The organism is Streptomyces sp. Inha503 (assembly GCF_047215865.1).
In the GTDB taxonomy this organism is placed as follows: domain Bacteria; phylum Actinomycetota; class Actinomycetes; order Streptomycetales; family Streptomycetaceae; genus Streptomyces; species Streptomyces lycopersici.
Window position 1 is genome coordinate 7,314,655 of sequence record NZ_CP178360.1, and the last position, 21,716, is coordinate 7,336,370.

The 21,716-nt window shown below is 71.0% G+C and carries 13 protein-coding genes; 6 read left to right on the forward strand and 7 right to left on the reverse strand.

Translation table 11 applies throughout. From position 1 onward, the window contains the following. Positions 1 to 4: 4 nt before the first annotated feature. On the reverse strand, positions 5 to 1,525 hold the full coding sequence (locus ACJX2R_RS30875; protein ID WP_413102785.1) for a CehA/McbA family metallohydrolase: 1,521 nt from the start codon (positions 1,523 to 1,525) through the stop codon (positions 5 to 7). Between the two features lie 305 nt (positions 1,526 to 1,830). Between ACJX2R_RS30875 and ACJX2R_RS30880 the strand changes: the two genes are divergently transcribed. From ACJX2R_RS30880 to ACJX2R_RS30890, 3 genes are all read left to right on the forward strand, one after another. After that, positions 1,831 to 4,443, forward strand: coding sequence for a bifunctional FO biosynthesis protein CofGH (locus tag ACJX2R_RS30880; RefSeq protein ID WP_413102786.1), 2,613 nt, complete (start codon positions 1,831 to 1,833; stop codon positions 4,441 to 4,443). A 68-nt stretch (positions 4,444 to 4,511) separates the two neighbouring features. Further along, positions 4,512 to 7,526: a tetratricopeptide repeat protein gene (locus ACJX2R_RS30885; RefSeq protein ID WP_413102787.1), complete on the forward strand. Its 3,015-nt coding sequence runs from the start codon at positions 4,512 to 4,514 to the stop codon at positions 7,524 to 7,526. Positions 7,527 to 7,710: 184 nt separating this feature from the next. Next, positions 7,711 to 8,835 (forward strand): ADP-ribosylglycohydrolase family protein, encoded by a 1,125-nt coding sequence (locus ACJX2R_RS30890; protein ID WP_262700417.1) that lies wholly within the window; start codon positions 7,711 to 7,713, stop codon positions 8,833 to 8,835. Here ACJX2R_RS30890 and ACJX2R_RS30895 read toward each other — a convergent pair. The 3 genes from ACJX2R_RS30895 to ACJX2R_RS30905 form a co-directional block, all read right to left on the reverse strand. Next, the gene (locus tag ACJX2R_RS30895; protein WP_413102788.1) at positions 8,820 to 10,259 is read right to left on the reverse strand and encodes a glycosyltransferase 87 family protein; all 1,440 of its coding nucleotides are present in this window, start codon (positions 10,257 to 10,259) and stop codon (positions 8,820 to 8,822) included. The two genes, ACJX2R_RS30890 and ACJX2R_RS30895, sit on opposite strands and share 16 nt — an antisense overlap. Positions 10,260 to 10,572: 313 nt before the next feature. Next, complete coding sequence (locus ACJX2R_RS30900) at positions 10,573 to 12,141, reverse strand: sodium:solute symporter family protein (RefSeq protein WP_413102789.1); 1,569 nt, start codon at positions 12,139 to 12,141, stop codon at positions 10,573 to 10,575. A 314-nt stretch (positions 12,142 to 12,455) separates the two neighbouring features. Further along, a complete protein-coding gene (locus ACJX2R_RS30905; RefSeq protein ID WP_413102790.1) occupies positions 12,456 to 13,238 on the reverse strand; it encodes an SDR family oxidoreductase in 783 nt (260 codons plus the stop codon). 154 nt (positions 13,239 to 13,392) lie between these two features. Here ACJX2R_RS30905 and ACJX2R_RS30910 point away from each other — a divergent pair, with 154 nt between their 5' ends. Continuing rightward, positions 13,393 to 14,220: a hypothetical protein gene (locus ACJX2R_RS30910; protein ID WP_413102791.1), complete on the forward strand. Its 828-nt coding sequence runs from the start codon at positions 13,393 to 13,395 to the stop codon at positions 14,218 to 14,220. A 133-nt stretch (positions 14,221 to 14,353) separates the two neighbouring features. Here ACJX2R_RS30910 and ACJX2R_RS30915 read toward each other — a convergent pair whose 3' ends face one another. The 3 genes from ACJX2R_RS30915 to ACJX2R_RS30925 all read right to left on the reverse strand — a co-directional run bounded on the left by ACJX2R_RS30915 (position 14,354) and on the right by ACJX2R_RS30925 (position 16,787). Beyond that, positions 14,354 to 14,563, reverse strand: a complete 210-nt coding sequence (locus tag ACJX2R_RS30915; protein WP_262700422.1) for a DUF397 domain-containing protein — start codon at positions 14,561 to 14,563, stop codon at positions 14,354 to 14,356. A 193-nt stretch (positions 14,564 to 14,756) separates the two neighbouring features. Then, positions 14,757 to 15,650 carry a helix-turn-helix domain-containing protein gene (locus ACJX2R_RS30920; RefSeq protein ID WP_262700423.1) on the reverse strand — a complete coding sequence of 298 codons (894 nt, stop codon included), beginning with the start codon at positions 15,648 to 15,650 and terminating at the stop codon, positions 14,757 to 14,759. A gap of 381 nt (positions 15,651 to 16,031) precedes the next feature. Next, complete coding sequence (locus ACJX2R_RS30925) at positions 16,032 to 16,787, reverse strand: GOLPH3/VPS74 family protein (RefSeq protein ID WP_121824677.1); 756 nt, start codon at positions 16,785 to 16,787, stop codon at positions 16,032 to 16,034. A 255-nt stretch (positions 16,788 to 17,042) separates the two neighbouring features. Here ACJX2R_RS30925 and ACJX2R_RS30930 point away from each other — a divergent pair, with 255 nt between their 5' ends. Together ACJX2R_RS30930 and ACJX2R_RS30935 are read left to right on the forward strand one after the other, a co-directional pair. Beyond that, on the forward strand, positions 17,043 to 19,607 hold the full coding sequence (locus ACJX2R_RS30930) for a D-alanyl-D-alanine carboxypeptidase family protein (RefSeq protein WP_413102792.1): 2,565 nt from the start codon (positions 17,043 to 17,045) through the stop codon (positions 19,605 to 19,607). A 199-nt stretch (positions 19,608 to 19,806) separates the two neighbouring features. Beyond that, positions 19,807 to 21,708 carry an MFS transporter gene (locus ACJX2R_RS30935; RefSeq protein WP_413102793.1) on the forward strand — a complete coding sequence of 634 codons (1,902 nt, stop codon included), beginning with the start codon at positions 19,807 to 19,809 and terminating at the stop codon, positions 21,706 to 21,708. The last annotated feature ends 8 nt before the right edge of the window (positions 21,709 to 21,716 follow it).

Here is a 21,716-nt window from a genome sequence, read left to right on the forward strand (position 1 = left end):
GCCGTCAGCGCTCGCCCAGCCAGATCGGGTTCGTCAGCGCCGCCATCGGGCCCGGTATGCCCGATGCCCCGCCGTCCGCCGGGGCGTGGCGGACCTCGGCGCGGACATACGCCGCGTAGGACGCCGTCGTACGCCATTCGGCGGTGAGCTCGCCGGAGGCCGGGACCGGCGTTCCGTAGAGCTGGCCCTGGTCGGTGATGAACCGCACCGAGCAGTCCGGGCCCGCGCCGGAGACCTTCAGGCGGACCGTGACCTCCTCCGCGCCGCCGACCTTCAGGCGCTCGCCGATTCCGGCGTGCTTGCCGCGTCCGCCGACCGCCTCGAAGGTGAGGTCGATCTTGGAGGACTCCGCGATCCAGCTGCGGCCGGCCCGGATGCCCTCCTGGATGGCGGTGCGGGAGAGGTCGTCGGCGAGCACCACCGTCTGGGGCAGGCCGACGACCTGGGGCTCGCGGTGGGCGTCGCTGTGGCCGACGGCGGGCAGCCAGCGGCCGTCGCCGCGGGAGGCGGCCACCAGCGTGTTGTCCCACTCGGAGATCGTGATCTCGTCATCCGGGGTGAAGTCCGCGTTCCACACCTCGACCGCGTCGGCCTCGTTGAAGCCGAACTTCCAGTTGCAGCCGACGCAGGTGCCGTGCGGATGGGCCGGGATCACCAGGCCGCCGGCCTGCCGGACCTTGCGGGCGAACTGGCCGAAGCGGTTGTCCCGGGCGCGGTAGCGCCAGTCGATGAAGACGCCGGGGTCGGTGCCGAGGGCGACCACATGGCCATTGCGCGTGGTGATCTCCTCGCCGGTGAGGATCAGCAGGTCATCGCCCCACAGCCCGTCGAACGCGGTATGCGCGGACGTGGTGTTGTGCTCGGTGGTGGTGATGAAGTCCAGCCCCGCGGCACGGGCGGCGGCGACCAGCTCGGCCGGGGTGCGCTTGCCGTCGGAGTGCACGGTGTGCAGATGTGAGTCGCCCCGGTACCAGGCGCGGCCCCGGCCCTTCGCGCGCTGCGGCGGGTACACCGGCTTCGGGGTGGTGCCGGGGGCGCCGTACCGCAGTGTGACGGTGACCTTGTAGTCCAGGCCCTGCGGGGCGACCGTGTACGGCCCCAGCACGACATGCCAGGTGCCCGCCTCGACCGGACCCGCCAGATAGCCGGGGGTGGCCTCCTCGGCGCTGATGGCGAACTCCGTACGGGCGCCGCCGGACCAGCCGCGGAAGCCGGGGCCGCCCAGCTCCGTGCCGCGCTCGTCGAAGATGCCGATGTCGCAGGCGTTGCCCTGCGTGCCGGCCGGGACGGTCGGCTTGTCGTACGAGTACGACACGGCGATCTCGCGGACTCCGCGTGGCACCTTGACCGGTACGTAGACGAAGTCGGCCGCGCCGGTGGGCAGATGGCCGCTGAGGGTCCTGGTCTGCTCAGGACCGTCGGCCGTGCCCGCCGCGTCGGCCTGGGTGAAGGTCATGGGATCGAGTGTCAGCACACCCGCCGCGCCCGCAAGCGCGGAGAGCCTGAGTACATCGCGTCGCTGCATGAGGTGCCCCCCAGAGTCGAGAGTGCCGTCCGACACCCGCGTGACACCGTTGTACGCGTGGGTGACACGCGCGGAAAGCCCTGTGGATAACTCCATGGCGGAGAGGGAACGGACGACCCCGCCCCGGCGATCCTCGCACCCGCCAAGTCCGGTCCGGGCGGCGGCCGTCGGCGCCCAGTGGGTGTAGCCCGCACGTTCCACCGCGCCGTATTCCCGCCCACTGCCCGCGGCCGCCGTGATCAGACCCACAAAACCGCAGGCCCGGGCCGTCTGGCGGTGTCCCACACCGCTCGTATGCTCGGAGGATGACCACGAGCGCGCAGGGAAACGAACCGGGTGCCCCGACTGGCTCCGCCGCCCCCACAGCCAACGCGATGCGCCGTGCGCTCAAGCGCGCCCGCGACGGCGTGGCGCTGGACACCGCCGAGGCGGCGGTGCTGCTCCAGGCGCGCGGTGACGACCTGCGGGAGCTGATGGCCTCCGCCGCCCGGGTCCGCGACGCGGGCCTGGAGGCGGCCGGCCGCCCCGGGGTCATCACCTACTCGCGCAGCGTCTTCATCCCGCTCACCCGGCTGTGCCGGGACAAGTGTCACTACTGCACCTTCGCGACCGTCCCCGGCAAGCTGCGCCGCGCGGGCCACGGGATGTTCATGTCGCCCGACGAGGTCTTGGACATCGCCCGCCGGGGCGCCGAAATGGGCTGCAAGGAAGCGCTGATCACGCTCGGCGACCGCCCCGAGGACCGCTGGCCCGAGGCGCGCGAATGGCTGGAGGCCGAGGGGTACGACGACACCATCGCGTACGTACGGGCCATGGCCATCCGCATCCTGGAGGAGACGGGCCTGCTGCCCCACCTCAACCCCGGCGTGCTGACCTGGACCGACTTCCAGCGGCTCAAGCCGGTCGCCCCCTCCATGGGGATGATGCTGGAGACCACCGCCGAGCGGCTGTGGAGCGAGCCCGGCGGACCCCACTACGGCTCGCCCGACAAGGAGCCGGCGGTGCGGCTGCGGGTGCTGGAGGACGCCGGGCGCAGCTCCGTCCCGTTCACCAGCGGGCTGCTGATCGGGATCGGCGAGAACCATGAGGAGCGGGCCGAGTCGCTGTTCGCGCTGCGCCGCGTCTCCCGCTCGTACCACGGCATCCAGGAAGTCATCGTCCAGAACTTCCGCGCCAAGCCGGACACCGCCATGCGCGGGATGCCGGACGCGGAGCTGGACGACCTGGTGGCCACCGTCGCCGTCGCCCGCCACATCCTGGGCCCGTCCGCCTGCATCCAGGCGCCGCCCAACCTGGTGGACGCGGAGTACGAGCAGCTCATCGGGGCCGGTATCGACGACTGGGGCGGCGTCTCCCCGCTCACCCCGGACCACGTCAACCCCGAGCGCCCTTGGCCCCAGGTGGACGAGCTGGCCGAGCGCTCCGCGGCCGCCGGCTTCCGGCTGCGCGAACGGCTCGCGGTCTACCCCGAGTACGTCCGGTGCGGCGAGCCCTGGCTGGACCCCCGGCTGCTGCCGCATGTGACCGCCCTCGCCGACCCCGGGACCGGCCTGGCCCGCGAGGACGCGATCCCCGCCGGGCTGCCCTGGCAGGAGCCTGACGAGGCGTTCAGCGCCTCCGGCCGCACCGATCTGCACCGCGCCATCGACACCGAGGGCCGCACCGGTGACCGCCGTGAGGACTTCGACGAGGTCTACGGCGACTGGGAGGCGCTGCGCGAGGCCGCCGCCCCCGGTATGGCACCGTCCCGCGTCGACACCGACGTCAAGGCCGCGCTGGCCCAGGCGGCCGACGACCCGACCCGGCTGACCGACCCCGAGGCGCTGGCCCTGCTCCACGCCGAGGGTCCGGCGCTGGACGCCCTGTGCCGCATCGCCGACGATCTGCGCCGGGCCACCGTCGGCGACGACGTCACCTACATCGTCACCAGGAACATCAACTTCACCAATGTCTGCTACACCGGCTGCCGCTTCTGCGCCTTCGCCCAGCGCCGCACCGACGCGGACGCCTACACCCTCTCCCTGAACCAGGTCGCCGACCGCGCCCAGCAGGCGTGGGACGTGGGCGCGGTGGAGGTCTGCATGCAGGGCGGCATCCACCCGGATCTGCCCGGCACCGCCTACTTCGACATCGCACGCGCCGTCAAGGAGCGCGTGCCCGGCATGCATGTCCACGCCTTCTCCCCTATGGAGGTCGTCAACGGCGCGACCCGTACGGGCATGTCCATCCGCGAATGGCTGACGGCGGCGCGCGAGGCGGGTCTGGACACCATCCCCGGCACGGCCGCCGAGATCCTGGACGACGAGGTGCGCTGGGTCCTCACCAAGGGCAAGCTGCCGACGGCCACCTGGGTCGAGGTCGTCAAGACGGCGCATGAGCTGGGCATCCGGTCATCGTCCACGATGATGTACGGCCATGTGGACCAGCCCCGCCACTGGCTGGCCCATCTGCGGCTGCTCGCCGAGATCCAGCAGGAGACGGGCGGCTTCACGGAATTCGTCACCCTCCCCTTCATCCACACCAACGCCCCCGTCTACCTCGCCGGTATCGCCCGCCCCGGCCCCACCGCCCGCGACAACCGTGCCGTCACGGCCATGGCGCGGATCCTGCTCCACCCCCACATCCCCAACATCCAGACCAGCTGGGTGAAGCTGGGCACGGAGGGCGCCGCCGAGATGCTCCGCTCCGGCGCCAACGACCTGGGCGGCACCCTTATGGAGGAGACCATCTCCCGTATGGCGGGCTCCTCCTACGGCTCCTACCGCTCCATCCAGGACCTGGTGGGCATCGCGGAGCTGGCCGGCCGCCCGGCCCGCGCCCGCACCACCACCTACGGCCCCGTCCCCGAGGACCGCCAGGCCGCCGCCCTCGCCTCGGACGGCCATCTGCCGGAGCTGCTGCCGGTGCTGGGGGACTGACCCCGGCGCACGGTTCGCGGGCGCCCCGCGCGGATACGCTGCCAGGGGAAACGGGGGAAGGGGCACCCATGGCAGAGCGGCGTCCGACGATGAGTGAGCTGATCCGGCAGCGGCGCCGGTTCGTGGGGCGGCGGCAGGAGCTGGCCGCGTTCCGGGAGAACTTCACCGTGCCGCCCGAGGACGCCGCGCACCACTTCCTGTTCCATGTGCGCGGCGACGCCGGGGTGGGCAAGACGACGCTGCTGCGGCAGCTCGAGAACACCGCGCGGGAGCACCGGGCGCTCACCGCCTGCGTGGACGAGTCGGTGAACAGCGTCCCCGAGGTGATGGCGGCCATCAGCGCCCAGTTCGCGCAAGCGGGCCATCCGCTGAAGTCCTTCGACAAGCTGCTGGCGACCTACCGGCAGCGGCGCCACGAGGCCGATTCGGTGGCGCAGCAGCCCGCGCCGCAGCCTTCGGAGGAGGCGGCGGGCGAGCCCCGGCCGTCCGCGTCGAGCGCGTTCGTCGCCCGCGCGGGGCTGATCGGGCTCGGCATGGTGCCGGGCGTCGGGGCGCTCGCCGGGGCGGCGGAACCGGACCGGGTCGCCCAGGCCGCCGACCGCGCGCGGGCCAAGCTCAGTGCCCGCCTCCGCAGCCATGACGACGTGGACCTGGTGATGTCGCCTCTGGACGCCCTCACCCCCGCGTTCCTGAAGGACGTGGGCGAGGTGGCCGCGTCCGTGCCCTGGATGGTGTGGTTCTTCGACACCTATGAGCGCACCGGTCCGCTGCTCGACCTCTGGCTGCGCGATGTGATGTTCGAGGGCCGCTACGGCTCGCTCCCGGCCAACGCGGTGGTGACGCTGGCCGGACAGGGCACGCTCGCCCCGCGGTGCTGGGCCGACTACGCCGACCTCGTCGCCGACCTCCCCCTGGTCCCCTTCACCGAGACGGAGGCCCGGCAGCTCCTGACCGCCAAGGGCGTGGTCGACGAGCAGGTGGTCGAGGTCGTCCTGCGCCTCACCGGAGGGCTGCCCGTGCTGGTGTCCATGCTGGCCGAGACCCGGCCCACCACCCCCCAGGCCGTGGGCGACCCCTCCGGCACCGCCGTCGAGCGCTTCCTGAAGTGGGTGAGCGACGAGACCCACCGCTCGGCCGCCCTGGCCGCGGCCCTGCCCCGGCGCCTGGACGAGGACGTGTTCGCGGCCGCGGTGGAGGAGGAGGCGGCCGACCTCTACGGCTGGCTCCGCTCGCTCCCGTTCGTGGCCGACGGCTCCGGCCGCTGCGGCTACCACCAGGTCGTCCGCACGGCCATGCTGCGGCTCCAGCGCAACCAGTCCCCGCGGGCGTGGAGCGCCCGTCACCTCCGGCTGGCCGAGGCGTTCGCGCGATGGCAGCGGCAGATCGAGGAGACCCTGGAGGGCGACGAGAAGTGGGAGCACGAGCGGTGGCTGGACTACCGGCTCGAGGAGGCCTACCACCGGCTGTGCGCGACGCCGGAGGAAGCCCTGCGCGAGGAGCTGCGCGCGTATGTGTGCGCGTACATCGACTACGCGTCGGCGTCGTGGGAGCACCGCTGGAGGCAGATGCTCGTGGAGGCGGGCCGGGATTCCGGCAGCGGGTCCGTGGCCGCCTGGGGCGACCGGCTTCTCGCGGAGTCCACGAGGGGTGACCTGGTCGACAACGCGACGCGGCTGCTGGACGAGGTCGGGTCGGACCAGCGGGCCGTGTCCATGGCGCTCGGGCTCCGCGGCATGGTCCGCGCGGACATGAACGAGCTGGAAGGGGCGCTGGCGGACGCGGAGCGAGCGCTGGAGCTGGACCCCGACTGTGTGCGTGCCCTCGCCGCCCGGGGGAGTGTGCACCTCGACAGGGAGCTTTACGAGCAGGCGCTGGAGAGCTTCGACCGCGCCGTGGCACTGGATCCCGACTTTCCCTGGCCGCTCGCCCGGCGCGGCGAGACGTACCGCCTTCTCGGACGGTACGAGGAAAGCCTGGCGGACCTCAATCGCTCCTTCGACCTGCACGAGAGCGCATGGACCGTGGGGACCCGCGCTCAGGTCCACCACGCCATGGAGGACTGCGAGAAAGCGCTGGCGGATTTCGGGCGGGCGGTGGAGATCACTCCCGAATGGTCCTGGATCTACGCGGAGCGGGCCAGGACCTACCGCTTCCTGGGGCGGGACGAGGAGGCACTCGCGGACTGTGAACGGGCCCTCGAACTCGGTGCCGAGTACGCCGCGTTCGGGCGCGTCCACGCACTCCGCAACCTGGAGCGTTACGAGGAGGCGATCGAAGCGGCCGACCGATGCCTGGCGTCCCACCCCGAGGACCAGGCCGTGCTCGCCGAGCGCGGTGAGGCATACCGGATGACGGACCGCTTCCAGGAGGCGCTGGCGGACTTCGGGCGGGCCATCGAGATCGAGCCGTCGTATGTGTTCGCGCTGGTCCGCCGGGGGCAGACGTATGAGCACATCGGTCTGCTCGGCGAAGCTCTGGCGGATTTCGACGCCGCCGCCTCCGCCTCTCCCGACGGCGCGTGGGTGCTGGCGAACCGGGGTGCCCTGCGGCTGCGCCTGGGCGACGACGAGGCCGCCCTCGCCGATCTGGACCGGTCGCTCGGGCTCAGCCCCGACGGCCTGCTCGCGCTGGAGTCCAGGGCCAGGTGCCACCGCCTGGCGGGTCGGTACGCCGAGGCCGCCGCGGACATCGAGCGGGCGGCGGCCGTGGACGGCCAGGACCTCGACATCGCCTTCGAGCACGCGATGCTGGTGAGCCGCGCGGCCGGTCTCAGCGAGGCGCGGGGGTTGTGGATCGCCTTCGAGGCGCGCCTGGAGGAGTACGACCGCCGATGGGACGCGGCGGCCCGGGCGGCCGCCCCGATCATCAGCAGGGCCGCCCTCGGGGACGGGGCCGGAGCGGAGCGTCTCGTGGCGGAGCTGCCCGCCGCCCGGCCGTACTGGCAGGTCGTCGACGTCGCCGTAGGCGCGCTGGACGAGCTCGCCCGGACCCCCGGGGCCGACCCCACCCTGTTCGCCGCCCTCCGTGCGCCGCTCGCCGAGCTCCGGGCGAGCCTGGAGCACGGCCGGACGGCGCTCGGATAAGGGCTTTCGGCGCGCGGCCGACATTCGGTGAGTGAATTCGCATTCTCGGAATGCGACCGTCCGTCGTCTTCTCCGTGATGACGCCTTCACAATCCGCGGCGGCCAAGAGGCGATCATTAGGTGTCCATTACAGTTCGAAGGCAGTTCAGGGCCATTCACGCAGCGAAGAAAAGAGGCATGGGTCGTGACCGCAACCGCCAGCGCAGCGACCGGCGTATGGGGCCGCGCCGAACAGCAGGACTTCCGCAGCCGGGTGCGCGGCTGTCTGCTCGGCGGGGCCATCGGGGACGCGCTGGGGGCGGCCGTGGAGTTCGCCTCCCTGGACGAGATCAGGGCGGCACACGGACCCGGGGGAGTGACGGACTTCCTGCCCGCCTATGGCGGCCGCGGACGGGTCACCGACGACACCCAGATGACGCTGTTCACCGTGGATGGACTGATACGGGCACAGGTGCGCCGCGACACCGGGGCCTGGCACCCGCCCACCGACATCCACTCCGCCCACCGCCGCTGGTACTCCACCCAGCGCGACTGGGGCCCCGATGAGCGCCGTAAGGACGCCGGCTGGCTGGCCCGCGAGGAGTGGCTGTACGCCCAGCGGTCCCCGGGCCGGGCCTGTATCACCGGGCTCGCCGACGAGACCATGGGCACCCTGGAGCGGCCCAAGAACCCCGACTCCAAGGGATGCGGCGCCGTGATGCGCTCCGCGCCCTTCGGACTGCTGGTCGGCTGGGAGCCGCAGCTGGTCTTCCAGCTGGCCATCGAGTGCGCGGCCCAGACCCACGGCCACCCCACCGGCTATCTCTCGGCCGGTGCCTTCGCCCTCATCGTGCACGGCCTGGCGCGCGGCGAGGCACTGGACGGAGCCGTCCAGCGCGCCCTCGCCCATCTGGCCACCCGCCCCGGCCACGAGGAGACCACGAACGCGCTGCGGCACGCCCTCGGCGCCGTACGGCAGGGCCTGCCGACCCCCGACCGCGTCGCGTCGCTCGGCGAGGGCTGGACCGGTGAGGAGGCGCTGGCGATGGGCCTGTACTGCGCGCTGGTCGCCGAGGACGTCCGCCATGGGCTGCTGCTCGCGGTCAACCACGGCGGGGACAGCGACTCCACGGCGGCCATCTGCGGCAATCTGCTGGGCGCGCTGCACGGCGAGACGGCGCTGCCGCCCGCCTGGCTGGCGGAGGTCGAGGGGCGCGGCACGATCCTGGAGCTGGCCGACGACTTCGCCATGGAGATGACCCAGGGCCCGGCCCTGCACGGCCCCGGCAGCTCCTCCCCGGCCTGGCTCACCCGCTACCCGCGCGCGTAGGTCCGCTCCGGCCGCCGCCGCGCCGCGTCCGTCCGCTGCCGCCCCAGGGTCCCGCTGCCCTCCCAGGGGCGCGTTGGACGCCATGGACGCCTTACGGCGCGCATGGTCAGATACGCGGCCACGCCCAGGAAGGCGACGCCGATCAGCGGATAGACGGCGGTCAGCAGCATCTGGGCGGGGTTCTGGTGGAGCTCCACCCGGGCCGGCCGGCTGTGGGGCGCGTACCAGACCATGAAGGAGCAGAACAGCAGGCCGGTCACCACCGTGCAGGCCGTCCACGCCGCGGTGCGCCGCCGCACCGCCTCCACCGCGAGCAGCAGGACCATCGGGACGGCCCACACCCAGTGGTGCGACCAGGAGACCGGGCTGACCATGAGGGCGGTCACCGCGCAGGTCAGGGCGGCCCAGGCGCGGGCGTTCGGCAGACGGCTGTCGTCGGTCAGCTGGGCGGCCACCGCCGTGGCCAGGCCCACCAGGCCGACCAGCGCGGCCGCCGTGAGCCACCACATGCCCGGGTCGGGGGTGTGCAGCACACGGGCGAGGGCGCCCTTGAGGTTCTGGTTGCCCGCGCCCTCGACATCGCCGGGGCGGTCGGTCGCGAAGACGACCTCGGTCCAGAAGCGCCGGGAGTCGTGCGGCAGCGCCAGGGCCGAGAACGCGACCGTAAGGACGAAGGCGGCGGTGGCGACGGCCGCCCGCCGCAGATGGTCGTTCAGGAAGCGCCGTGGCGGCGGGCCGCTGTCGTGCCCAGCACGCCTGCGGGCCGTCCGGGCCGTCCGGCCCGCCCGCAGCCGCCGGAGGCCGAGGAAGAGTCCGGCCAGCCCCAGGAAGACCACGAAGAGCCCCGGGGTGAGCTTGATCCCCGTGGCGACGCCCGTCCCGACCCCCGCCCAGCGGTGGCCCGCCCGACGGGTCAGATCCCACAGCACCAGCGCCGTGACCAGCAGATTGATCTGCCCGTAGCGCAGGGTCGTCCACACCGGCTCGCACCACACCCCGACGGCGGCCAGGGCCAGGACCGCGGCCGGTCGCGGCACCCGCGCGGGCAGTCCGGTCAGCCGCAGCGAGAGATGGGCCACGGCGACCATCAGGACGAGATTGACGGCCGTCCCGAAGGTCCGCAGGACGCCCGTGCTCATCACGGTCAGCGGGGTGAAGAGCAGCGCCGCGAACGGCGGATAGGTATTGGGGAGATTGTGCTCGGTCGCCCGCATGTCATACAGATCCATCGCATTGCGTACGGTCCATCCCTCGGCGCGATAGACCAGCAGATCGACCATCGTCACCTGGGCGGCCCGCTGCGCGATCCAGAACCCGGTGAAGGAGAGCAGGCAGAAGACCGCCGCGCACAGGACCGGTCGGCGCAGTACGAGGGCGCGGGCCCGGTGGATCCGGGAGTCGGTGATCGTCTGGGTGGCGGTCACGGGGGCTCCAGAGGGGTCCCTGAGGACGGCGGCTCGGTGGGGGCGGGGCGAGCCGGGTCCAGGGTGGTGCGGTCGGTGCGGTTGGCGCGTTCGGTGACAAGTGGGCTCGGACGGCCGACCATAGTACGTTCCGGATGTGGACGTCAGGTGAAGAAAAGATCGCCTGGACTGCCACGTTCGCTGAATGCCGCCCTGTCAGTGCGTTCCGTTTATGACCTGCTCGCCCAGTTGTGTCCAGACGCGACCGGGCCGCCGGTCACCCCGCACGGGGCGGTGACCGACGGCCCGGGTCATGGCCGCCGCGCGGAAGGCGTCAGTCCGTGGCGCCCGCGACCGACTTGCGGTCGTCGCCCTCCTTAGGCACCGACAGCGCGGCACTCGCGGAACCCGGCCCGTCGTCATCCGAGTTGAGCGAGGCGAGGATGGCATCGCGCTCCGGGGTGTCCTCCGGCTTGAGGTAGCCGACGACGATGAAGAGCACGAGCGAGACCGCGAGCGGGACGGAGATCTGGTACTCCAGGTTCACGCCTCCGTCGATCGCGTCGTTGATCGGGTAGTTGACCAGGTAGAAGGCGATCAGACCCATGGCCCAGCTGACCAGCGCCGCCGTCGGGCCCGACTTGCGGAAGGTGGCCAGCATGCCGAGCATCAGCGGGATCGCGATCGGTCCCATGAGCCCGGCGACCCACTTGATCACGACGGTGATGATGTCCCCGAAGAAGTCCGAGTTGACCTGGGTGGCGATGGCCATCGACAGGGCGAGGAAGAGCAGCGTGGTGTAGCGGGCCGCGAGCAGCCCGGTGCGGGAGGACCATTCCCGTACCGACTTGAAGACGGCGGGCATGATGTCCCGGGTCACCACGGCCGCGATCGCGTTGGCGTCCGAGGAGCACATCGCCATGGTGTGCGAGAAGAAGCCGACGATCACCAGGCCCAGCAGACCGTGCGGCAGCAGGTGTTCGGCCATCTCGGCGTACGAGTCGGCGGGCTTGTCCGTCTTGATGATCAGCGGTGCGACCCACATCGGGAAGAACAGCACCAGCGGCCAGACGAACCACAGAACGGCCGACAGCCGGGCCGAGCGCTTGGCGGAGTGGGCGCTGTCGGTCGCCATATAGCGCTGCGCCTGGTTCCACATGCCGCCGTTGTACTCGAAGGTCTTGATGAAGAGGTACGCGAGCAGGAAGACCAGGGTGTACGGGCCGACGGTCGGCTGGTGGTGGCTGTCGGGGAGGTCGTCCCAGACGGTCCAGAAGGTGCTGAAGCCGTCCAGCTCGTGGAGTACGGCGATCAGCATCGAGATGCCCGCCACGAACTGGATGATGAACTGGCCGAGTTCGGTGAGCGCGTCGGCCCACAGCCCGCCGACGGTGCAGTAGACGGCGGTGACCGCGCCCGTGATCAGGATGCCCTGGTTGAGCGAGACACCGGTGAAGATGGAGAGCAGGGTGGCGATGGCCGCCCACTTGGCACCCACGTCCACGATCTTCAGCAGCACCCCGGACCAGGCCAGCGCCTGCTGCGTGGGCAGGTTGTAGCGGTTCTTCAGATATTCGAGCGGCGAGGCCACCTTCAGTTTGCTGCGCACCCGGTTCAGGCGTGGCGCGAAGAGACTGGCGCCGATCGCGATGCCGATGGCGATGGGGAAGGACCAGGTGACATAGGAGGTGATGCCGTATTGGTAGGCGATGGCCGCGTATCCCGTGAACATCACCGCGCTGTAGCCGGACATGTGGTGCGAGATCCCGGACAGCCACCAGGGCATCTTGCCGCCCGCGGTGAAGAAGTCGCTGACGTTGTCCACACGCTTGTGGGACCAGAGGCCGATGCCGACCATGACACCGAAGTAGCCGATCAGTACAACCCAGTCGAGACTGTTCATGTCCCCTCCCAAGGGTCCGCCATATGAACGGGTGCGCACTTCGCCGCGACGTTCGTCATGGGCGGTTCCCCCGAGCGGGAGCGGGGTACTTCCGGGATTGAACCGCTCGTTCGGGTGACCGGTCAAGGGTTCTATAGGTCACGAATGTGAACGCAAATCAGAAAGAGAGACGATTTTACGGTTTCTTGACCCGCTGGAGTGTTGTCGTGCGCATCGTCACGAACCCACCATGATCTGGCACTTCGTCAGACGCACGCCCACCGATCGCTGGGTCGTACGGGAGCGGGATCCCGAAAGGCCGGACAGGAGTCGCGCTAACGCATCAGTTCACCGGCGTTCACCAGCAGCGACTGCCCGGTGATCGACCGGGCCCGGTCGGAGGCCAGGAACGCCGCGGCCTCCGCCACATCGCCGTCCGTCGCCAGCTCGGGCAGGGCCATCCGGTCGGTGAGTCGGCTCAGTACCTCGGCCTCGCCCACGCCCTCGGTCTGCGCGGTGAAGGTCACATACGCCTGCACCGGCGGCCCCCACATCCAGCCGGGCTGCACGGTGTTGACCCGTATCCGGTGCGGACCCAGCTCACGCGCGAGCGCGTACATGGCGGAGGTCAGCCCGCCCTTGGAGGCGGCGTAGGCGGTCTGGCGCAGCTCGGTGGGGGCGGCGGACGACGACTGGGTGCCGATCAGCACGACCGAGCCGCCGTTCCGCTTCAGCGCGGGCAGACAGGCGCGGGTCATCCGGAGCGTCCCGAACAGATTGATGTCCACCACCCGCGCCCAGGAGGCGAAGTCGGCGTCCTCCAGCCCGCCGAAGTGGCTGTCCAGCGCGGCCACATGGATCACGGCGTCGATCCGGCCGAAGCGGTCGAGGGCGAGCGCGGCCAGCGCCTCGCACTGCGCCTCGTCCGCGATGTCGGTGGGCCGCCAGGCGGTGTGCTCACCGCCAGGATCGACCTCCTCCGCCACCTTCGGCAGCCGCTCCTCGGTCCGCGCCCCCAGCACCACCTGGGCCCCGTCCCGGACGCACGCGGCCACCACCCGGGCTCCCAGCCCGGGTCCGACCCCGGAGACGACGACGGTCTTGCCCTCCAGCGGCATGGCGGTCCCTCCCGTATCTGGCGTCGCGTCAGGTTAGGGGCGCGGCCGTGAGATGGCCAGAGCGCCACCGGCCCCGTTTCGCCGTCCGATTCCGCGCACTTGATTCGTACGCACCCCTCCCCAACTGACGTCACGTCAGCTACACCTGAGGGACATGACGAGCGACGCGTACGCGGAACTGGCCTCCGTCGGCCCGTACGGGGTGCGTCCGGGCCATGCCCTGATCACCCTGGTAGAGCCGCACCCGGGCCATGAGTACGCCTACAACCGCTGGTACGAGGACGACCACTTCATCGCGGGCGCGATGGCCATGCCCTGGATGTACGCGGGCCGCCGCTGGGTCGCCACCCGTGAGCTCCAGCTGCTGCGCTACCCCGAGAAGTCGGCGATCGCCCAGCCGGTGACCGCCGGCTGCTACCTCTCCGTCTACTGGCTCACCGAGGGGCGCTACGCGGACCACATGCGGTGGACGGTCGGCATCAACAAGCGGCTCCTCCGGGACGGGCGGGTCTACCAGGACCGTACGCACATCTTCACGGCCTTCCAGGACCACGAGGCCACCGTCTACCGGGACGGGGCGGCCGGGCCGCGTGACCACCACGCGCTGGACCACCCCTACGCCGGGCTGGCGCTGGAGGTGATCGAGAGCGAGGGCCCGGAGCAGCGGGAGGAACTGCTCGCATGGCTCCGATCCAGACATCTGCCGCGCCGGCTCGCGGGCTCGCCCGCCGCGATGGTGACGGTCTTCCGGCCGACCCCGCTGCCCTCGGACCGGATGTCGTATGTGAAGCAGGTCGAGGGGGTCGACACCCGGCTGACCCTGCTCTGGTTCCTGGAGTCCGACCCCCGGGAATGCTGGGACCCCTGTTTCACCGGTCTGGACGGTGAAGTGGCCGCTGCCGGTCTCGGCCGGGTGGAATTCATGGCGCCGTTCATTCCGACGATTCCCGGTACGGACCAATACGTGGCGGAACTCCGCTGAAGCGGCGATGCGGGAAAGCGCCGGAAACGGCAAGAGCCCTCTCGGCAGGGACGGCGACCGGTCGAGAGGGCTCGGATGCGGGCTTGGCGCTCCGCGCCGCCGACCGCGCTACCGCGGTCGGGTGTTGCGGAGATCAGTCGAGGTCGAAGGCGCCTCGGCTGACGTCGGACACAAAGGCCGACCACGATGCGGGAGCGAAGTTGAGCGTCGGTCCCTGCGGGTCCTTGGAGTCGCGCACGGCGATCTCGCTGATGACCGGGGAGGAGATTTCCACGCAAGCGCCGTTTCCGGCCGAGTACGAGGATTTCACCCACATGCTCGTCTTTCCCTGCTGAATGGACACGATTGCTCCGATGCATTGTGTAGATGAGACGCACCCCCGATTGGAGGCGTCACCGACGTTACTCGGCAACATCGTCTGGAAAGCGGGCCATTCACTCGACCGGATGGCATATTCCCGTGGCCCCTTCCACGGCGAGGCGCGGAGGTGTAGTCTCCGCCCTTCGCCGTTTGCGCCGGAGCGTTTCCGTTCCCCCTCAGTCCGCCGGGGCCGCCTCGCTCTCCTCCCGGTGCCTGCGGGCGTGCTCCTGGGCCATCTCGGTGATGAACTGGCGGCTCTGATCCGCGTTCAGCGCCTGGGCCCGCAGATGCTCGTACATCATGCTGTAGCTCTGCACATCGCTGAGCTTCTCCAGATAAAGGTCGCTGGTGACGCCCTCGAGATAGACGACGCTGGTGTCCGACTCGTCCGAGAACTCCAGGATGGTGAACTGCCCGCTCATCCCCGGATGCGACCCCATGTCGAAGGGCAGCGCCTGCACCGTCACATGGGGCTCGTGGCTCATCCGGACCAGATAGTCCAGCTGATCGCTCATAATCTTGGAATTGCCGACCACCCGCCGCATCGCCGCCTCGTCCACGACCGCCCACAGCCGCAGCGGGGCCAGCGGATCGGTGATCCGCTCCTGGCGCCTGAGCCGGACCTGCACCCGCTGGGCGATCTGGTCCTGCGGGGCCTCCGGAAGGGCGCCGCTGATCACCGCCTCCGCGTACTCCGGAGTCTGCAAGAGGCCGGGCAGCACCTGGGGTTCGTAGACCCGCAGCGACGCCGCGTCCGTCTCGAAGCCGATGTAGACGCTGTACGGCACATCGCCGAAGGCGTTCCACCAGCCCTGCTGGCGCGACTCCTTCGCCATTTGCATCAGGGAATCGACCAGCGCCTTGTCCTCCACCTTGTAGGTGCGGCACAGGTCGCGCACATCGCGCTGGCTGATGCTGCGGCGTCCGTTCTCCAGTCGACTGATCTTCGACTGGGAGACCATCAGCTCCTCCGCCACCTCCTCCGCCGTCATGCCCTTCTCCTGGCGGAGCCTGCGCAGTTCCTGGCCCAACCGGCGTCGCCGGACAGTGGGGCCGACGTTCGATGTCACGGGACGTGCACCTCCGGCTTCGTACTGCTGATTTATGCTGTTCAGCAGCCTGCCACTACCGGACGGGGCCGCGCTGGGAAATGGCCGCACAAGGGCGGTCGCACAACGGTGGACGAACGCGCGCGCGGGGCGGTGGGACGGCCGGTCGTCCAAATCGGCCGTCCCACCACCCCGCGCGCTTCAGCGGCTCCCGAACCGGGTCAGTGGGGACTGCGGTGCGGTCGGTGGAGCGTCAGTGGTGCTCGGTGCTGCTCGGAGCCGGACGGTGGCGCTCCGCCCCGGACGGTGCCGGGAGCGGTGTCCGCCGCCCCGCTGACGGGCTGCTGGTGCGTTCGACGGGCTGGGTGGTGCGTACTGGTGCGATGGCGCCCCGAAGGGGCCTCAGCGCGCTCCGACGCGGGCCATGCTCCCGCGACGGGACGGCTGCGCCGGAACGCCGGCCGCGGGCTCCGCCGCGGCGCGCGTGCCCGGCTGTCGGCCCGGCCCCGCGGCCGGTGCGCGCCGTGGCTGCGCCGCGACACCGTTCTGCACGTCCATCACGGCGTGCGCCACGAGACCGCCCATCGGGTCGTGCCGGATCAGATCCCGGAGCCTGGAGCGCGAGGAACGCCCCTCGTTCCCGGGATACAGGTGCTTGCCGAGCCCGACCGCGTGAGCCAGGGCGGCGAGCGCGGCGGTCCGCGGGTCCGGCGGTACGCCGGTGCGGATCGCGCTGTCCAGCCGGGCCCTGATCTCCCGGCTGATCGCCGTGTCCGTCGCCTGGTAGCGAGTGGTCGGCAGTACGCCACACATCTGGCCCGCGACGGCATGCACCATGCCGCAGCGCTCCAGGTGCGTGAGGTACGTCTGGCGCAGCCCCAGTCGGGGCCCGCCGATCCAGTGGACCGCGCGCACCGGGCTGCCGCGTCGGCGCAGCAGCTCCAGCGCGGAGTCCAGAGTCGGATCTCCGGTCGGCCGTGGCAGCACCACGGCGATACGATCCCCGTCAGGGGCTATCCGTCCGGCCAGGGCCAGCTCTACTAGCTGTGCCCCGGCAAGACCGAGGTCAAGCGACTGCGGCTGCGCCGTGGTACCCGTGGTCGGGTCCAAAGCGAGCAGCAGAAGCTCCTCCGGAATTGTTCTGCGGCTCCTGCCCATCCATGCCTCCCCGCGTGGATGAATGACAGGGTGACCCCTCTCACATTGGTCTGTCGAGAGTGCCTGGGGGGTTTGGGTGGGAACCAGTAGGTATGTCGTTCTCGTCTAGCAGGTGGGCGGGCACCTGAAGACGCTCTCCGGCTGTGGCGATGCGCGATCGCGTGCCGGACACACATGACACTGGTAGAGGTTGGGCTGCGGGACGTGACGCCATGGGGCGTAGGGCGTCCCGCGACACATATCGAGGAGGCATCGGTGGCGGGCGAGTCCCCCGGCAGGTCGGATCAGCAGAAGTCGTCGGGGGAGACGGCTAGGGGAGAGAGCGATCCGAGGCTCGCGATCTCGCGCGAAGCGGAGGCGGGTCAGGGCTCGACGGCGGTCGCCGTCGTGTCCGACGACCTCCGGTCGGGTTCCGAGGAGCCGGAGTCGGCTTCTGACGAGCCCGGGGTGACCTCCCAGGCGAAGGCCGAAGCGGAGGCGGAAGCGGAACCAGAGGCACCGGCGGCAGACCGGGGCGAAGCGAAGGTTTCTGGTGTTCGCGATAGTGAACAGGGCGAAGGTTCCGGGGCGTCGGAGGTGAAGGCGGAGCCGGAGGCGGATGCCGGTGCATCGGACGAATCGCCCAAGGGGGATGCGGCCGAGCCCGGCGCGGAGGCAGAAGCGGACGAGGACGGTGCGGACGGCGCCGATGATTCCGGTGACTCCGGTGACGCTGACGACTCTGATGACGCGGATGCCGACGCGAAGGTTGAGCGTGCGTCCGAAGCCGAGGCGGGCGAGGACGGTGATGAGCCGTCGAAGCCGTCGGTGGATCAGCGGACGGCTGTCTTCCGTACGGTGAAGCCGAAGGAGGACGCCGACGCCAAGGCTGATGGCGCGCCCGAGGCCGGAGCGGACGGGGCGGACAGGGACGGCGATGAGCCGTCCAAGTCGTCGGTGGATCAGCGGACGGCTGTCTTCCGTACGGTGAAGCCCAAGGCGGACGCCGAGGGCAAGGACAAGAAGGACGAGGCCAAGAAGGACGAGGCCAAGAAGAAGGAAGAGGTCACGGCGGACGAGCCCAAGGGCGACTCCGGTAAGGGCGAGTCCGGTAAGGACGCCGCGTCCGCCGCGGACGACGACGCGTCCGCCAAGCCGATCGACCGCCCGACGGCCGCCTTCGGCGTGCTCCCGGAGAAGCCCGGCAAGGGCGGTAAGGGCGGCGAGGGCGGTAAGAAGGGCGTCGACCAGCCGACCACCGCCTTCAAGGCGGTCAGCCCCCCGGCTGACAGCAAGACGGCCGACAAAGCGTCCGACGCGAAGACGGCCGACAAGGCGTCCGACGCGAAGACGCCCGGCAAGAAGCCCGTCGGCGAGTCGGACAACGAGCGGACCAGCAAGTTCGTCCCGCTGCGGTCCCCCGATGACCCGGCCCCGCCGAAGCCCGCCGCCCCGCCCGTCGCGCCGAAGGCCCCCGCCGCCCCGCCCACGGCGGTGCCCGAGGCCGAGCGGACCAAGCAGCAGCCGCTGCCGCCGCTGACCCCGGACGGCAAGCAGCCCGCGCCGCTCGACCTGCTGGCGCAGCTGACGAATACGCCGCCCAAGCCCGAGACGCCGCTGCGGACGGCGGTCCGCCGGGTCAAGATCTGGACGCCACTGGCCGTGCTGCTGGTGATCATCCTGGGCGTCGTCCAGACGCTGCGGCCGCTGCCGGATCCGTCGCTGAAGCTCACCTCGGACGCCTCCTACCGCTTCGGCGGGGGCGCGCTCTCCATGCCGTGGCCCGACCAGGGCCAGTCGGCCGCCGAGGTCGAGGGCGTGGGCAGCCTGGGCACCTCCGGGGAGCAGAAGCCCGTGCCGATCGCCAGCGTCACCAAGGTCATGACGGCCTATGTGGTGCTCAAGGACCATCCGCTGAAGGGCGACGCGGAGGGTCCGAAGATCAAGATCGACGCGCAGGCGGCCGAGGAGGCGAAGTCCGCCGACGAGTCGCGGGCGGAGGTCAAGGAGGGACAGACCTTCACCCAGCACCAGCTGCTCCAGCTGCTGCTGATCAACTCCAGCAACAACATCGCCCGGCTGCTCGCCCGCTGGGACGCCGGATCGCTCGACGCGTTCGTGAAGAAGATGAACGACGCGGCCGAGAGCCTGGGGATGAAGCACACCACCTACACCGACCCCAGCGGTCTGAAGGAGTCCACCAAGTCCACCGCGGCCGACCAGCTGAAGCTGGCGAAGGCGGCGATGCAGTCCGATGCGTTCCGGACGGTGGTGGCCACGCCCAACACCGATATCCCGGGGCTCGACGACCGCATCTACAACAACAACAATCTGCTGGTGAAGCCGGGTGTGATCGGTATCAAGACCGGTTCGTCCACCCCGGCCGGCGGTGCGCTGATGTGGGGCGCGGTGCGGACGATCGACGGCAAGAAGCAGCGGATCCTCGGTGTGGTCCTCGAGCAGCGCGCGACCACCACGCTGGACGCCAGCCTCCAGCTCGCGCAGACCAACAGCTACAAGCTGATCACCACCGCGCAGGACGCCCTCACCTCGGCCACCGTCATCAAGAAGGGCGATGTCGTCGGCGAGGTCGACGACGGCCTCGGCGGCACCACGCCGGTCGTCGCCACCAAGGATCTGAAGGCGGTCGGCTGGTCCGGTCTGACGGTCGACATCAAGATCGGCGACGGCGGTGAGAAGGTGCCGCACTCGGCCAAGGCGGGCACGGTCGTCGGCGAGGTGACCGTGGGCACGGGCCCCGGACAGCTCAAGGCGCCGGTGGCCCTCCAGAAGGATCTGTCCGAGCCGTCGTTCGGCGCGAAACTGACCCGTATCGGCTGACCCGCGGGGAAGTGGGATAGAGGGGACGAGAGGAAGCGGCCCCGGCGCGAAACGCCGCCGGGGCCCGAGCCGGATCGGGGCCGCCCGAGCGTGCTAGCGTCGGTGGGTCCCCGGCCTGGACCCGCCGCGGAACCGGAGTGACCCGGTGCGGGGTTGAGGACGATGGGGCAGACCTCGGGGGAAGACGGGGAGAGCCGCAGTGACCACCGTGGATCCGACACGGGCCGATAAAAGCGGGGGCTCGGAGGAGAGCACCGCCGCACGAATACGCGTACCCACGCAGCGCTGGCCGGAAGAGCCGACCGGACCGGCGGAGGCGGAGGGCGAGAGTCGCCAGGCCGCTTTGGGCGGGCTGCTCCAGCGCGCCCGGAGGGCGGCCCTGCGCCATCCGGTTCTGGCCGCCCTGGCCGCCGCCGCGCTGCTGCATCTGGTGTGGGTAGCGCTGCTCGCGAACAGCGGCGGTGACCTCGCCGCGCAGGACGCCTGGGCGGAGTTCGCCCTCCAGCACCCGGACCTGGCGTACAACCTGGCCTGGTACGGCGGGATGCACCCCGTCTCGTACAGCGTCATCTCGCCCTATCTGATGGCGGTCCTCGGGGTCCGCTCGACGATGATGATCGCGGGGACGCTGTCCGCCGGACTGCTCGCGCTGCTGCTGGTGCGCAGCCGTGCCGTACGGCGGCCGATGTGGCCCGCCATGTACGGCGCGTTCGCGCTGACCTGCAACGCCATCTCGGGCCGTGTGACCTTCGGGCTCGGCGCGATGTTCGGGCTCGCGGCCGTCGCCGTGATCTTCGCCTGGCCCCGGCGGTGGCGCTCCCGGCGCTGGCACCACAAGGCCGGGCGGTTCGTCCTGGCCGCCGTGCTGTCGGCGCTGGCGACCATGTCCAGTCCGGTGGCCGGTCTGTTCGTGGGCGTCGTGGCCGCCGGGCTGTGGCTGACCAAGCGGCGCCCCGCCGCGTACGCGCTCGGGGTCACCCCGGCCGTGGTGGTCGGTCTCTCGGCGTGGCTGTTCCCCTTCTCCGGTGAGCAGCCGATGGGCATCGGATCGGTGATCCTGCCGTTCATCACCGGTGCCGCCACGCTGATGTGTGTGCCGCGCACCTGGTCGACGGTGCGGGTCGGGGCCGGGCTCTACTGCCTTGGAGTGGTGCTCACCTGGGCGATTCCCTCCCAGATCGGCACCAATATCTCCCGGCTCGGCATGATCTTCGGCGGTGTGGTGCTCATCGCCGCGCTGCCCGCGGTGCGCAAGCCACCGCGCGCCGAGCTGCGCACGACGCGCGCGGGCCGCCGCTGGACCGTCCTGGTGCTGGCGCTCGCGACCGTCACGGTGTGGCAGGGGGTCAAGACCGTCGACGACGTGATCCACACCGCCCCCTCGGCGTCCTGGGCCCGTGAGCTGGCGCCGCTGGTCGACCGGCTCAAGCGGGAGCAGGCCGACCGGGGCCGGGTCGAGGTGGTTCCGGTGCGCAGCCACCGCGAGTCCTCCGCGCTCGCCCCGTACGTCAATCTGGCGCGCGGCTGGAACCGCCAGCGCGACCTGGACCGGAACCCGATCTTCTACGGCGAGGACACCCTCACGCCGGTCAGCTACCACGAATGGCTCAAGCGCTGGGCGGTGCACTTCGTGGTGCTGCCCGCGGACGACCCGGACACCGCGGCGGAGAAGGAGTCCGAGCTGCTCGGCACCGATCTGCCGTATCTGCGCCAGGTCTGGTCGGACGAGAACTGGAAGCTGTACGAGGTCAAGGACCCGACGCAGATCGCCGACCCGCCCGCCACCGTGCGACGCGCGGGCGCCGACCAGCTGGTGCTGTCGGTCCGCGCCAAGGGCCCGGTGCTGATCCGTATTCCGTACTCGCCGTGGCTGGGCCTGGTGGACAAGGACGGGCACAGCGTCCGGGCCCCGAAGGGGGAGGACGACCGGCTGCCGATCAACCGCGAGGGCTGTCTCACCAAGCAGATCCAGGGCGGGGAAGAGGGCCAGCCGGAGGACGAGTGGACGGTGCTGCACGCCCCCCGGCCCGGCATCTACCGGATAACGGGCAAGTACCAGCTGCCGCGCGGCACGCCCTGCCCGGACGAGATGGCGCCCTGAGCGCCCTG

What these genes read in the sequence shown, in the direction of transcription:
- ACJX2R_RS30885 (WP_413102787.1), top strand. Translation starts at nt 4,512, where the DNA reads ATGGCAGAGCGGCGTCCGACGATGAGTGAGCTGATCCGGCAGCGGCGC.
- ACJX2R_RS30900 (WP_413102789.1), bottom strand. Translation starts at nt 12,141, where the DNA reads ATGAACAGTCTCGACTGGGTTGTACTGATCGGCTACTTCGGTGTCATG.
- ACJX2R_RS30925 (WP_121824677.1), bottom strand. Translation starts at nt 16,787, where the DNA reads ATGGGCAGGAGCCGCAGAACAATTCCGGAGGAGCTTCTGCTGCTCGCT.
- ACJX2R_RS30905 (WP_413102790.1), bottom strand. Translation starts at nt 13,238, where the DNA reads ATGCCGCTGGAGGGCAAGACCGTCGTCGTCTCCGGGGTCGGACCCGGG.
- ACJX2R_RS30910 (WP_413102791.1), top strand. Translation starts at nt 13,393, where the DNA reads ATGACGAGCGACGCGTACGCGGAACTGGCCTCCGTCGGCCCGTACGGG.
- ACJX2R_RS30880 (WP_413102786.1), top strand. Translation starts at nt 1,831, where the DNA reads ATGACCACGAGCGCGCAGGGAAACGAACCGGGTGCCCCGACTGGCTCC.
- ACJX2R_RS30875 (WP_413102785.1), bottom strand. Translation starts at nt 1,525, where the DNA reads ATGCAGCGACGCGATGTACTCAGGCTCTCCGCGCTTGCGGGCGCGGCG.